At 63.0% G+C, this 12899-nt stretch carries 12 protein-coding genes; 9 read left to right on the plus strand and 3 right to left on the minus strand.

All coding sequences use genetic code 11. The features are described 5' to 3' along the window. Window positions 1-912: 912 nt before the first annotated feature. Window positions 913-1617, plus strand: a complete 705-nt coding sequence (locus AHA_RS15165) for a winged helix-turn-helix domain-containing protein (RefSeq protein WP_077392381.1) — start codon at window positions 913-915, stop codon at window positions 1615-1617. Further along, entirely contained in the window at window positions 1614-2093 is a 480-nt protein-coding gene (locus tag AHA_RS15170) for a hypothetical protein (protein WP_077392382.1), read from the plus strand. The genes AHA_RS15165 and AHA_RS15170 overlap by 4 nt, the downstream gene beginning before the upstream one ends. A gap of 95 nt (window positions 2094-2188) precedes the next feature. On the opposite strand, the gene AHA_RS15175 is transcribed toward AHA_RS15170, so the two are convergent. Both AHA_RS15175 and puuR read right to left on the minus strand, forming a co-directional pair. Further along, the gene (locus AHA_RS15175) at window positions 2189-3466 is read right to left on the minus strand and encodes an NAD(P)/FAD-dependent oxidoreductase (RefSeq protein ID WP_011706797.1); all 1278 of its coding nucleotides are present in this window, start codon (window positions 3464-3466) and stop codon (window positions 2189-2191) included. A gap of 51 nt (window positions 3467-3517) precedes the next feature. Next, window positions 3518-4129, minus strand: coding sequence for an HTH-type transcriptional regulator PuuR (gene puuR, locus AHA_RS15180; protein WP_011706798.1), 612 nt, complete (start codon window positions 4127-4129; stop codon window positions 3518-3520). A gap of 310 nt (window positions 4130-4439) precedes the next feature. Here puuR and AHA_RS15185 point away from each other — a divergent pair, with 310 nt between their 5' ends. From AHA_RS15185 to AHA_RS15200, 6 genes are all read left to right on the plus strand, one after another. Beyond that, on the plus strand, window positions 4440-5903 hold the full coding sequence (locus AHA_RS15185; protein ID WP_011706799.1) for an NAD-dependent succinate-semialdehyde dehydrogenase: 1464 nt from the start codon (window positions 4440-4442) through the stop codon (window positions 5901-5903). Between the two features lie 149 nt (window positions 5904-6052). Continuing rightward, window positions 6053-7342: a 4-aminobutyrate--2-oxoglutarate transaminase gene (gene gabT / locus AHA_RS15190; RefSeq protein ID WP_011706800.1), complete on the plus strand. Its 1290-nt coding sequence runs from the start codon at window positions 6053-6055 to the stop codon at window positions 7340-7342. Window positions 7343-7577: 235 nt separating this feature from the next. Next, entirely contained in the window at window positions 7578-7703 is a 126-nt protein-coding gene (locus tag AHA_RS21970; protein WP_254902341.1) for a hypothetical protein, read from the plus strand. Next, window positions 7700-9043, plus strand: coding sequence for an APC family permease (locus AHA_RS15195; protein ID WP_011706801.1), 1344 nt, complete (start codon window positions 7700-7702; stop codon window positions 9041-9043). The genes AHA_RS21970 and AHA_RS15195 overlap by 4 nt, the downstream gene beginning before the upstream one ends. Before the next feature lie 357 nt (window positions 9044-9400). Then, entirely contained in the window at window positions 9401-9550 is a 150-nt protein-coding gene (locus AHA_RS21720) for a hypothetical protein (protein WP_162847489.1), read from the plus strand. Further along, window positions 9550-10893 (plus strand): APC family permease, encoded by a 1344-nt coding sequence (locus tag AHA_RS15200; RefSeq protein WP_011706802.1) that lies wholly within the window; start codon window positions 9550-9552, stop codon window positions 10891-10893. The genes AHA_RS21720 and AHA_RS15200 overlap by 1 nt, the downstream gene beginning before the upstream one ends. 98 nt (window positions 10894-10991) lie before the next feature. On the opposite strand, the gene AHA_RS15205 is transcribed toward AHA_RS15200, so the two are convergent. After that, the gene (locus tag AHA_RS15205) at window positions 10992-11372 is read right to left on the minus strand and encodes a hypothetical protein (protein WP_016351481.1); all 381 of its coding nucleotides are present in this window, start codon (window positions 11370-11372) and stop codon (window positions 10992-10994) included. Between the two features lie 248 nt (window positions 11373-11620). Here AHA_RS15205 and AHA_RS15210 point away from each other — a divergent pair, with 248 nt between their 5' ends. Further along, window positions 11621-12775 carry a sodium:phosphate symporter gene (locus AHA_RS15210; protein ID WP_011706804.1) on the plus strand — a complete coding sequence of 385 codons (1155 nt, stop codon included), beginning with the start codon at window positions 11621-11623 and terminating at the stop codon, window positions 12773-12775. The last annotated feature ends 124 nt before the right edge of the window (window positions 12776-12899 follow it).

Here is a 12899-nt window from a genome sequence, read left to right on the forward strand (position 1 = left end):
ATCTTCTCTTACAGTTATTGTTCAATATTCTAGTCAAAGCGAGTCACTTGAAAATATATTGATGAGCTGCTATCCGGCAATACAATAAACATTATTAAAAACTATTAACGGGCAACCTCGCATTGCACACTGGTTACCAATACTGCACCAGCCCTCCACTGCCCGCAGCCGGCTGGCCAGCAGCGCCTGACACGGCAGCACCGCCAGACTTGGTGCTGCAATGGAACAACATGTGCATAACCCATTGATTTTATGCACTTTAATAGTTTTTAATAATGATCTTTCGTTGGCGTTCGACTGGACCGGGCAGTTACTCTGCAGGCCACAACATCAGGTTATAACCCCTTCAGGCTCACAGGGTTTAAATATGCGTACACATTTGGTATTGATGATCCCATCAAGCCTTCCCAGCACCCGCTGCCAGAATATAAAGAGTCATAATGCGCTTGTTGGCACCACTGATTCGAGGCTGCCAGCGCCCTCGATTATTACTCTGGCCATCATCGTAAAAATAAAATAAATGATGACAACAACAGTGCATTCAATCGCAATGAATTAAATGGTGAACAAGAAACTGAAACTACTGCCACACTGGCTGAATATGTATTTCAGCTGGTCGATGGTTGGCAAAACGAGCATGGCAAGCACGCCTTTTTTACCGTCTGACACCTTCTTCGCGTGTCTCTTCAGTGGTGCTGGCACCTTGCTCGGCATGTATGTAGTCCATTGAGCAGCACCATCCTGCCACGGGGCGAGCGCTTGTTCATCCAGTGCCTGTCCCCTGCCTCTCACACTCGTGGGGAGCCAGCCTCTGCGACTCCCATCTATCCCTTGACAAGGGGTGGCGCCCCCGTCAGATTTCACTCTCTACCTATTAATAAGCAACATCATCTGCGAGACGATCACCGCGCCATGGATCCGGATCACGCCCCTCACCTGCATGCCTTCGGTCGCTTTGTTCTGGATTCGAAACAGCTCACCCTGACCCGCTCCCATGATGGGAACCCAACCAGCGTGCGTGTGTCTGCCGCGGAGGCACGACTGCTGCACTTCTTCCTGACCCATGCCGGCAGCCTGCACAGCAAGGAGACCCTGCTCGCCATCGGTTGGGACGGACGACCGGTGAGTGCCAGCTCTCTGCCCGTGGCCATTGCCAACTTGCGCCGCTATCTGGATACCCCGGAGCAGGAGGCGGTGATCCGCACCTTGCCCCGCCAGGGCTATCTGTTGATGTTGTCGCCCGCCGCCATGCAAGCCATCCCCACAGCCAGCACACCCTCCCTGAGCGAACCTGCTGCCGACCCAGCGCCGTTGCCGGAGGCGGGCGAGCCTGTCGCCACCGAGCCGGTTGCCGCTTCCCGGGATGCCGTGCCCATCCCTTTGCCACGCTGGCAACAACGGCTGCTGCTCGGGGTGATGGGGCTGTTTCTCACCTTGCTGCTGCTCACCGGCCTCTACCTGAGCGCAACCTGGGTCTCGGTGCGCTGCGAGCCGGCCGGTCAGGGCACCCTCTGCCGAACCCAGAAAGCGGCATCCCATCTGCCCACTCCGGCTGCCGGCGAGATCTGGCTGATGGTCGGGGAAGATCAGGCCAAATTCGAGGAGAAGAAGCCATGAGACGCGCCGCTCTGATCCGCCTGCTCTTCGGGCTCAGCGCTACCGGCATGGTGCTGGTGGGCCTGGTGTTCATCAACAGCCTGGGCTGCAACTACGAGATGCACCTCTCCTCCAAGGAGGCGGATTACTACGCCGTCTGCCGGGCGGGGAAGTTCACCGTCATCGAGCGCGACCGCTACACCAAGGCGAAGTGGATGGTGAGCGCCTATCAGGCGGTGCTCGGCAACCAGCTCATCTTTCTGGTGACGGATCGCACCCTCATCGAGCGACCCGACAAGCAATCGGCGCTGAGCGACATCAATCAGGTGGAGGGCACCTTCAGCATGCCCCTCAACTACGGTTGGCAGATGATCACGCCAGAGCAGATCGCCATCTTCCAGCACTCCCCCCACCCCGAGCTATTGCAGGGCCACTTTGAGGGCTGGCTCGACTTCTACCACAGGTTCTGGCCGGCCACCCCGCTACGGGCGCAGTAACCACTGACTCGCAGCCTGTGCTCACAGGCAACTTAGCCGCAAAACAACAAGGCCACCCAGGGGTGGCCTTGTTGCTACTATGGACTGCCTGGCAATCACACCCCCAGCCGGTCGCGCAGGGTGTACCAGGCGGCGCCGGCGGCGGTGAAGGGGATGCGGAACAGGCGGCCACCCGGGAAGGGGTAGTGCGGCAGTTTGGCGAACGCATCGAAGCGCTCAGCCTGACCGCTCAACACCTCGGAGAGCAGCTTGCCCGCCAGATGGGTACAGGTGACGCCATGGCCGCTGTAGCCCTGCATGTAGTAGATGTTGGAGCCGATACGGCCAAACTGTGGCAGACGCGACAGGGTGAGCAGGAAGTTGCCGGTCCAGGTGTACTCCACCTTGACGTCCGCCAGTTGCGGGAAGGTTTTCAGCATCTTGGGGATGATCAGCCGTTCGATGTCCGCCGGATCCCGCGCCCCATAGACCACGCCACCGCCATAGATCAGCCGGTGATCACCGGAGGTACGGTAGTAGTCGAGCAGGTAGTTGCAATCTTCCAGGCAGTAGTTTTGCGGCAGCAGCGAGCGGGCCCGCTCCTCTCCCAGCACCTCGGTGGCGATCACCTGGGTGCCGCAGGGCATGCTCTTGCCGGCGAGCTCAGGCACCAGATTGCCAAGATAGGCGTTGCCGGCCACCACCACGAAGCGCGCCTTCACCGCCCCCTTGGCGGTCTTGACCAGCGCAGGCGTGCCCGGGGTGATGCTGATGACGGCGGATTGCTCAAAGATCTTGCCCCCCTGCAAGCGGATGGCCTCCGCCTCACCCAGCGCCAGGTTGAGGGGGTGGATGTGGCCGCCGCTCTTGTCGAGCAGGGCGCCGACGTAGCGATCGCTCGCCACCACCTCGCGCACGCCGTCGGCATCTAGCAGCTCCAGCTTGTCGTTGCCCCACTTCTCCCAGCGCGCCTTCTGCGCCTTGAGCTCGTGCAGCTGCTTCTCGGTCTCGGCGGCGAACACCCCGCCCTCCTGCAGATCACACTGGATGTTGTAGCGCTTGATCCGCTCGCGGATGATCTGGCCCCCCTCAAACAGCATGGAACCGAGCAGCCTGGCCTGATCCGGCGGGCAGTTCGCTTCTATGGTGTCGATATCGCGGCTGTAGGAGTTGACGATCTGGCCACCGTTGCGACCGCTGGCGCCAAAACCCACCCGGGCCGCCTCCAGCACCACCACCGAATAGCCCTTTTCCACCAGGTGCAGCGCGCTGGAGAGGCCGGTATAACCCGCCCCGATGACGCAGACGTCGCACTCCAGCTGTTCGGTCAGCGTCGGATAGGGCGCGTGTTTGTTGGCACTGGCTGCGTAGTAACTGTTTACATGTTCGGTCATGATCCCTGTTTCCTTACCGGTTCTTTTCCCAAACGAGACGATGTCTCGGCACTAGAAGTTGGCCGGGGTGTGGGCGCTGACGATGCGGCAGACCTGCCCCGACGGATTGCTGAAACTGTGGGGCTCGCCCGTGTCGATCACGTAGCTGTCCCCGGCGCTGAGTGGATAGGCCTGGCCCGCCACCGTCAGGATCACCGATCCCTCCAGCACGGTGCCCACCTCCTCCCCCAGATGCGTGACCTGGCCGCCGGTGTCGGTACCGGGGGCGTAAGTCTCCAGCATGAAGCCGAGCTGGCGGCGGTTGTTGCCGTTGTGCACCAGCTTCATGGAGACCCCCTGGCTGCCCAGCTCGATCAGCTGCTCGGCCTTGATCACCACGCTCGGCGTACCGCCCTCCTCTTCCGCGAAGAAGCGCGACAGCGGCAGCTCATAGACACTGAGCAGTTTTTGCAAAGAGGCCACCGAGGGGCTCACCTTGTCCTGCTCTATCATGCAGATGGCGCCATGGGTCAGCCCGCTCAGCTCGGCGACCCGTCGCTGGGAGAGCCCGAGCCGCCGGCGGGTCGCCGCCAGACGCTCGCCCATGCTCTGCGCCACGCCCTTGTCCGTCATGGGGTTGTCGGTCATGGACTGCCAGCGCGTCTCGCCCTGTGGTTGCTGCATTCGGCCACCTCCCTGTGTGCCTGTCAGGTGCCAGCTGGGCACCCGGTTAAAATAGCGAGTCAATCCAACCGGCCTGTTTGTTATCCTGCACAGTGCATACCGTTCATTATTTTGCACACCCTGCACCGCAAAAACCGGTAAAATCGCTCCAACAGCTCCATTTCTAGCATGCGAGACACAGTTTACTCAAATATATTTAACACTTGAAAAACATTTCAGCTCAATTTATGGTCTTCCTGTGCTTATTATTCTATACGGTGGCGGCACAGGATGAGCCGGCCCCCTGACCCACAATCGAGGCTTGCTATCTATGTCAGCATCACAACCCGCACTCTCCCTGATCAAATCCCTTGCCTATATAGATGGCCGCTGGTGTGAAGCCGGCGGCGGACGCCGGTTCGAGGTGCACAACCCGGCCACCGGTCAGGTCATTACCCAGGTGCCCGACATGGACGAAGGCGACACCCGCCGCGCCATCGCCGCCGCCCACGCAGCCCAGCCCGGCTGGGCCGCGCTCACCGCCAAGGAGCGCAGCAACCGGCTCTACGCCTGGTTCGAGCTCATCATGGCCAACCAGGAGGAGCTGGCCCGCATCATGACCTGCGAGCAGGGCAAGCCGCTGGCCGAGGCCAAGGGGGAAGTGGCCTACGGCGCCAGCTTCATCCAGTGGTTCGCGGAAGAGGGCAAACGCGCCTACGGCCGCACCATTCCGGGTTTCTCCAGCGACCGCCGGCTGGCCACCATCAAGCAGCCGGTCGGGGTGGTCGCCGCCATCACCCCCTGGAACTTCCCCATCGCCATGATCACCCGCAAGGCGGGTCCGGCGCTGGCCGCCGGTTGCACCATCGTCATCAAGCCGGCCGCCGAGACGCCGCTGTGCGCGCTGGCGCTGGCGGCACTGGCGGAGCAGGCGGGCATCCCGGCCGGGGTCATCAACATCGTCACCAGCCATCAGGCTGCGGCGGTGGGCAACGAGCTGTGCAACAACAAGACGGTGCGCAAGCTCTCCTTCACCGGCTCCACCCGCATCGGCAAGCTGTTGATGCGCCAGTGCGCCGACACCATGAAGAAGCTGTCGCTGGAGCTCGGCGGCAACGCCCCCTTCATCGTGTTTGACGACGCCGATCTCGATGCCGCCATCGCCGGCGCACTCGCCTCCAAATACCGCAACGCCGGCCAGACCTGCGTCTGCGCCAACCGCATCCTGGTACAGGCCGGCATCTACGACGCCTTCGCCGAGAAGCTCACAGCCGCGGTCAAGGCCTTCAAGGTGGGCGACGGCATGAGCGAGGGCACCCAGATAGGCCCGCTCATCAACCCGGCCGCCGCCAGCAAGGTGGCCGAGCTGGTCAAACAGGCCACCGCCGCCGGCGCCGAGCTGCTGCTGGGGGGCGAAACACACCCCGCCGGCCCGCTCTTCTTCCAGCCCACCATTCTGGGCAAGGTGGATAAAGCCAACCCCATCCTGCAGGAGGAGATCTTCGGCCCGGTGGCGCCGCTGGTACGCTTCGAGACCGAAGCAGAGGCCATAGCCCTGGCCAACGACACTCCCTATGGTCTGGCCGCCTACTTCTATGGCCGCGACATCGCCCGCGTCTGGCGGGTGGCCGAGCAGCTCGAATACGGCATGGTCGGCATCAACGAGGGGATCATCTCGACCGAATTGGCCCCCTTTGGCGGCATCAAGGAGTCGGGCCTGGGCCGTGAAGGGGCGGCCGAGGGGCTGGAGGAGTACCTCGAGACCAAATACCTCTGCTTCGGCGGCATCCGCTAGGCCGTCACATCTTGCGCCGGCGGCCGGGCCTGCAACAGGGGCCAGCCACCCGCCGGCGCAGCCATATCAGTTCACAAGGACGAAGTGAGTGCTCCCAAGGGGGCCTCGCCACATTGAGACAGGGGCCCCCGGCCCCTCAGGGAGGAAAGATGAGTCAGTCAGCATCAAACAAGGCGTGGCAAGCGCGCCGCGAAGCGGCCGTGGTCAACGGCGTCGGCACCCTGCTGCCGGTGTTTATCGAGCGGGCGCAAAACGCCGAGCTGTGGGATGTGGAGGGCAACCGCTACATCGATTTTGCTTCCGGCATCGCCGTGCTCAACACCGGCCACAACCACCCGAAAGTGGTGGCGGCGGTGCGCGCGCAGCTGGAAAAATTCAGCCACACCTGCTTCCAGGTCACCCCCTACCCCGGCTATATCGAGCTGGCGGAAAAGTTGAATGCCCTGGTGCCCGGCCCCACCCCGAAACGCACCCTGTTTCTCTCCACCGGCGCCGAGGCGGTGGAGAACGCCATCAAGATCGCCCGCGCCCACACCGGCCGCAGCGGCACCATCGCCTTCAAGGGGGGCTTTCACGGCCGCACCATGATGGGGATGGCGCTCACCGGCAAGGTGGTGCCCTACAAGACCGGCTTCGGCCCCTTCCCGGGAGAGGTCTATCACCTGCCCTTCCCGAGCGACTATCTGGGGGTGAGCGAGGCCGATGCGCTGGCTGCGCTGGATCTCTGCTTCAGCTCGGATATCGAGCCAACCCGGGTGGCCGCCATCATCATCGAGCCGGTGCAGGGTGAAGGGGGCTTCTACCCCGCCTCCGCCAGCTTCATGCAGCGCCTGCGCCAGCTGTGCGATCAGCACGGCATCCTGCTCATCTGCGACGAGATCCAGAGCGGTTTCTGTCGCACCGGCAAGACCTTCGCCACCGAATATGCCGGCATCGAGCCGGACATCATGACCCTGGCCAAGAGCCTGGCCGGCGGCTTCCCGCTCTCCGCCGTGGTGGGCAAGGCGGAGGTGATGAACGCCGCCAAGCCGGGTGGTCTGGGCGGTACCTATGCCGGCTCCCCCATCGCCTGCGCTGCCGCCCTGGCGGTGCTGGAGGTGATCGAAGAGGAGCAGCTCAACCAACGGGCCAATACTCAGGGCGAGCAGATCAAGGCCCGCCTGCAGCAGCTGGCGGAGCGCTTTGACTGCATCGGCGACATCCGCGGCCCCGGCGCCATGGTGGCCATGGAGCTGGTCAAACAGCGCGATGCGGCCAGACCGGATGCCGACCTCACCAAGCGACTGGTGGCCGAGGCGGGCAAGCGTGGACTGGTGCTGCTGGCCTGCGGTGTGCGCGCCAACGTCATCCGCTTCCTGGCGCCGCTGACGGCCTCGCCGGCCCTCGTCGACGAGGGGCTGGATCTGCTCGAGCAGGCCCTGCTGGCAGCCCAGGGCTGATCAGAACCGTAACATCCGCTCATCAGTGCAAAAAAATGCGTTTTTGCCCCCTTGATATGCTTGTCAAGGGGGCAACACGAATGCACAATGCGCCGCCGCAACAAAGGACCGACCACTTGCTGAGTCAGGTTCTTTTTTTGCGGCAAACAAATCCACAACGAGGCCGGAACCGACCGGAAATGATAGCGAGATGGGTTGCCATCTCACGACACCCGCTTCTCTAGTGAGGAACACCATGGGGTATTTCACTGCTTTCCTGCCGGCCCACGCCGGTCTGCGCCGCGTCTCTGGCGCCCCCTATGCCCAGGTTGATACCGTCAGCCTGATCCCTTCGGCCCGGATTGAGGGGAAAGCACAATGAATGCCCAACCCGTCGGCCTGAAAAAAAGCCTCAAACTGTGGCACGTGGTCATCATGGGGCTGGCTTACCTGACCCCCATGGCCGTGTTCGACACCTTCGGCATCGTCACCGAGATCACCGAAGGCCATGTGCCCACCGCCTACCTGTTCGCCCTCATCGGCATGCTGTTCACCGCCATGAGCTACGGCCACCTGGTACGCAAGTTTCCCTCGGCAGGCTCCGCCTATACCTATGCCCAGAAGGTGTTTCACCCTTACGTGGGTTTCATGGTGGGCTGGGTCTCCCTGCTCGACTACATGTTCATGCCGATGATCAACATGTTGCTGGCCAAGATCTACATGGAGGCCCTGTTCCCGAGCGTGGAACCCTGGACCTACATCCTCGGCCTGGCCACCGTCATGACCCTGCTCAACCTGCGCGGCATCAAGCTGGTGGCCAACTTCAACAGCCTGATCGTCATCATGCAGTTCAGCATCATCGCCGTCTTCATCGGCCTCATCGCCTGGGGTGTCTACCATGGCGAGGGGCTCGGCACGGTGGCGAGCAGCCGTCCCTTCTTCTCCGAGCACATGAATGTGGCCCCTCTGCTGACCGGCGCCTCCATTCTCTGCCTGTCGTTCCTCGGCTTTGACGCCATCACCACATTGAGTGAAGAGACCCCGGACGCCTCCCGGGTGATCCCCCGCGCCATCGTGCTGACGGCGCTGATCGGCGGCGTGCTGTTCATCTCCGTCTCCTACTTCCTGCAGCTGTTCTTCCCGGACATCTCCCGCTTCCAGCAACCGGATGCGGTGCTGCCGGAGATCGCCCTCTATGTGGGCGGCAAGCTGTTCCAGGCTGTGGTGCTGGTCTGCACCACGGTGGCGGTGCTGGCCTCCGGGCTCGCCTCCCACGCCGGCGTGTCGCGCCTGCTCTACGTGATGGGGCGGGATCGCGCCCTACCGAGCCGCTTCTTCGCCTACGTTCACCCGACCTGGCAGACCCCGGCCCTGAACGTGCTGCTGGTGGGGGTACTGGCACTCTCGGCGGTGTCGTTCGACCTGGAGATGGCGCTGGCGCTGATCAACTTCGGTGCCCTGGTGGCCTTCACCTTCGTCAACCTGGCGGTGATCGCCCACTTCTACGTCAAGCTCGGTCACAACAAGACGCTGCGGGACCATCTGGTGTTCCTGCTGCTGCCCCTGTGCGGGGCCGCCTGCATCGGCGTGCTCTGGCTCAACCTGGAGCCGGCCTCCTTCGAACTGGGGCTGATTTGGGCCGCCCTCGGCGCCCTCTATCTGCTGCTGCGCCTCACCGTGTTCCGGGTCCAGCTGCGCCGGCCCGAAACCGACGCCTCCTGAGCCTTCTTTGCGTTCACAGCGCCCGCCCTCTGCGGGCGCTTTTTTTTACCCCTGTCAGCCCTGCGCAACGGCCTTTTTCGCGCGTGACCTGCGTCGCTGCAGCCCCCGTCAACACTGGCTGCCAGCCCGGTGGCGCAGCCCGACCTGACCCAGGTCAACAAAATCCCCCGACAGGGGCTTTTTTGCTTGTGTCCTCCCCCCCCTGAGGGCACAATACGCCGCCCCTGAGAGCCGATGTTTTTTGCAGCATCGGTTCTTCGTTTTTTAGGGGAAAACCACATTCACCAAGAGGCCGGACTTTGTACCGGAATTGATATCGAGATTGCCAGGCAATCTCCCGACGTTGTGAGGAAAAACATGGGGCATTTCACTGCTTTCCTGCCGGTGCCCGCCGGCGTACGCCACCCGTCTGTGCCGCAGACCGGCGTCCCCTGTGTCCAGCGACGCGCTGCGTCCCTGATCCCGTCCCCCTTCGCCAACCTGGCGATCGCAGAGGAGAAAGCGTGATGGCCGGTGCCAAGCTGCTCAAGACGCTCACCCTCTTCCAGGTAGTGGTGATGGGTCTGGCTTACCTCACACCCATGGCGGTATTCGATACCTTTGCCATCGTCGGTGACATTACCGAAGGCCGCGTCGCCACCGCCTATCTGCTGGCGCTCGGCGGCATCCTGCTGACCGCCTTCAGCTACGGCCATCTGGTGCGCCGCTTCCCCTCCGCGGGCTCGGCTTATACCTATGCCCAGAAGGTGTTCAACCCCTACATCGGCTTCATGGTCGGCTGGTCTTCCCTGCTCGACTACATGTTCATGCCGATGATCAACATCCTGCTGGCCAAGATCTACCTGACCGCCATGTTCCCCGGCGTCGAGCCCTGGATCTTCATCTTCGGTCTGGTAACCGTGATGACCTTCCTCAACCTGCGCGGCATCAACCTGGTGGCCAACTTCAACGGCGTCATCGTCTTCATCCAGCTCGCCATCATCACCGTCTTCCTCGGCCTGATGGGCTGGGGCATCTATCACGGTGAAGGGGCGGCGACCCTGCTGAGCAGCCGGCCGTTCCACTTCGAGTCGGCCGGCATGGTGCCGCTGTTTACCGGCGCCACCATCCTCTGCTTCTCGTTCCTGGGCTTCGACGGCTTGAGCTCGCTCTCCGAAGAGACCCCCAACGCCGGCAAGGTGATCCCGCGCGCCATCGTGCTGACCGCGCTGATCGGCGGCATCATCTTCGTGGCCGTCTCCTACTTCCTGCAGCTCTACTTCCCGGATCTGGCCCGCTTCAAGGAACCGGACGCCGTGCTGCCGGAGATCGCCCTCTACGTTGGCGGCACCCTGTTCCAGAGCGTGGTGTTGGTGTGCACCACAGTCGCGGTGCTGGCCTCCGGCATGGCTGCCCACGCCGGCGTGTCGCGCATCCTCTACGTGATGGGGCGTGACCGGATGATCCCGGAGCGGGTGTTCGGCTACATCCACCCGAAATTCCGCACCCCGGCCATCAACGTGCTGATGGTAGGCGCCCTGGCGCTCTCCGCGGTGTCGTTCGATCTGGACATGGCGCTGGCACTGGTGAACTTCGGTGCCCTGGTGGCCTTCACCTTCGTCAACCTGTCGGTCATCGGCCAGTTCTGGGTGCGCGAGAAGCGCAACAAGAGCCTCAAGGAACACCTGCTGTTCCTGGTGCTACCGCTGCTGGGCGCCGCCACCATAGGCGCGCTCTGGATCAACCTGGAGCAGAGCTCGCTGGAGCTGGGTCTGATCTGGGCCGGCCTCGGCGTCACCTATCTGTTCCTGCGCCTCGCGGTGTTCCGTATCCCCTTCCGTCAGTACGAAGAGGCGGCCGACACCCAGTAAGGGTGACGAGCAGACGCACAAATGCAGAAGGGGAGCCATGGCTCCCCTTCTTGCTGTGCACGCCGCGCTCGCAGCCCCGCCCAAAGCAGGCAGGCTGATCAGCCCTGATTGATCACCGCAGTGGCGGCCGCCTTGAGCGGATCCTTGGCCACCGCCTTCACATCCTGCTGGGTCTGCTTGAGCTGCTGACCGGCCTGATTGACCTTCTGCTGAGTCCCCTGCAGCTGGCTCTTGCCCTCTTTGAGGCCGGCGGTCTTCTGGTCCAGCACGTCCGTGGTGTTCTTCTTCACCTCGGCCTTGGCCTTCTCTTTCTGCTGGCGCACCAGCTTGTCGGTATCGCAGTTGCCCTTGACCCCCAGGGTCGCATTGAGCGCCTCGTTCTTCACCGCCTTGTCGAGGTTGCACTCGGATTTGAACACGCTCGCCTGCGCACCGGCAGACAGCAGACCCAGGGACAGACACAGCACCCATGCACGCATAACAACATCACTCTCGTTGAGGGAAGGAAAGGGGGCAGCATAGCGCCCTGACTCCCGGCTGCAAGCCGCGCAGGGGATCTGCAGCCAAACCGGGCGGGATCCTGGCCTGCTCCGACACCTCCTGTCCAATGGGCCCCGCCTTTCATGTCATCAAAGCATCATAAAAGTGTCACTTTGTCATATTTCTGTCATGGAGCCTTGGTCTAATGCGCCCGTCCATTTTCACGCAGACTGTCCCAAGAGGCTTCATGCACAGCACCCCATCTTTCGCACAACAGCAGATCCGTCGTACCGGCCCACTGTTCAACTGGCTCGCTGTCATCGCTCTGATCTACCTGATCCTGGTTGCCGTTGGCGCCGTCTCCCACGGCTTCAAGGGCTTCTCCGGCGGTGCCGAGGGCGCGGCCCAGATCTTCGCCTTCGCAAGCAACCCCTTCGTCGCCTTGCTGCTCGGCATCCTGGCCACCGCCCTGGTGCAATCCTCCAGCACGGTGACCTCGGTCATCGTCGGCCTGGTGGCCGGCGGCCTGCCCATAGGCATGGCCATCCCCATGGTGATGGGCGCCAACCTTGGCACCACCATCACCAACACCATCGTCTCCCTCGGCCATATCCGGGATCGGGGCGAGTTTCGCCGCGCCTTTGCCGCCGCCACCGTGCACGACTTCTTCAACCTGCTGGCGGTGTTCATCTTCCTGCCCCTTGAGCTGATGTTCGGCCTGCTGCAAAAGAGCGCCGAGGCGCTGGCCGACCTGCTGGCGGGCTCCGCCGACATGTCGATGCAGGGGATGGACTTCATGAAGCCGCTGCTCTCCCCGGCCCTCACCTTCATCGACGGCCTGGTGGCCTTCCTGCCGGGCAAAGGGCCCGCCATCGCCACCATCTGCATCGGCATTCTGCTGATCCTCGGCTGCGTCACCTGGCTCGGCAAGGTGCTGCAACGGGTGCTGGTGGGCCGTGCCAGGGATCTGCTGCACCGGGCGCTGGGTCGCGGCCCGCTGACCGGCATTGCCTCCGGCACCCTGGTCACCGTGATGGTGCAGTCCTCCTCCACCACCACCAGCCTGATGATCCCGCTGGCCGGCGGCGGCGTGTTCAGCACCCGTCAGCTCTACCCCTTCACCCTGGGCGCCAACATCGGTACTACGATCACCGCCCTGCTGGCCGCCACCGCCATCAGCGGCGCCGGTGCCAAGCTGGCGCTGACCATCGCCCTGGTGCACGTGCTATTCAACCTGTTCGCCGTGGTGCTCATCTACGGGGTGCCCTTCCTGCGCGAGCTGCCGGTCAAGGCGGCCGAGGGGCTGGCCCGGGTCGGCAGCGAGAACAAGCTGCTGGCGCTCGGTTACGTAGCGGGCCTCTTCTTCGCCCTGCCCGCCCTGATGATGGTGGCCGCCAAGTAACGACAGGGGCCGGGGGATGCGCTGCGTCCCTCGGCTCTGGCTCTAACTCTGGCTTTGCCCGTCCAGTCACATCTTGCCGCCCGCCGGCCGGCTCGCCCTCGCCCCCCGGCTGGGATAAGATGAC

This window comes from Aeromonas hydrophila subsp. hydrophila ATCC 7966 (assembly GCF_000014805.1).
GTDB classification, from domain to species: domain Bacteria; phylum Pseudomonadota; class Gammaproteobacteria; order Enterobacterales; family Aeromonadaceae; genus Aeromonas; species Aeromonas hydrophila.

Coding starts and splice junctions, on each gene's coding strand:
- AHA_RS15165 (WP_077392381.1), top strand. CDS start 913: ATGGATCCGGATCACGCCCCTCACCTGCATGCCTTCGGTCGCTTTGTT.
- AHA_RS15170 (WP_077392382.1), top strand. CDS start 1,614: ATGAGACGCGCCGCTCTGATCCGCCTGCTCTTCGGGCTCAGCGCTACC.
- AHA_RS15175 (WP_011706797.1), bottom strand. CDS start 3,466: ATGACCGAACATGTAAACAGTTACTACGCAGCCAGTGCCAACAAACAC.
- puuR (WP_011706798.1), bottom strand. CDS start 4,129: ATGCAGCAACCACAGGGCGAGACGCGCTGGCAGTCCATGACCGACAAC.
- AHA_RS15185 (WP_011706799.1), top strand. CDS start 4,440: ATGTCAGCATCACAACCCGCACTCTCCCTGATCAAATCCCTTGCCTAT.
- gabT (WP_011706800.1), top strand. CDS start 6,053: ATGAGTCAGTCAGCATCAAACAAGGCGTGGCAAGCGCGCCGCGAAGCG.
- AHA_RS21970 (WP_254902341.1), top strand. CDS start 7,578: ATGGGGTATTTCACTGCTTTCCTGCCGGCCCACGCCGGTCTGCGCCGC.
- AHA_RS15195 (WP_011706801.1), top strand. CDS start 7,700: ATGAATGCCCAACCCGTCGGCCTGAAAAAAAGCCTCAAACTGTGGCAC.
- AHA_RS21720 (WP_162847489.1), top strand. CDS start 9,401: ATGGGGCATTTCACTGCTTTCCTGCCGGTGCCCGCCGGCGTACGCCAC.
- AHA_RS15200 (WP_011706802.1), top strand. CDS start 9,550: ATGGCCGGTGCCAAGCTGCTCAAGACGCTCACCCTCTTCCAGGTAGTG.
- AHA_RS15205 (WP_016351481.1), bottom strand. CDS start 11,372: ATGCGTGCATGGGTGCTGTGTCTGTCCCTGGGTCTGCTGTCTGCCGGT.
- AHA_RS15210 (WP_011706804.1), top strand. CDS start 11,621: ATGCACAGCACCCCATCTTTCGCACAACAGCAGATCCGTCGTACCGGC.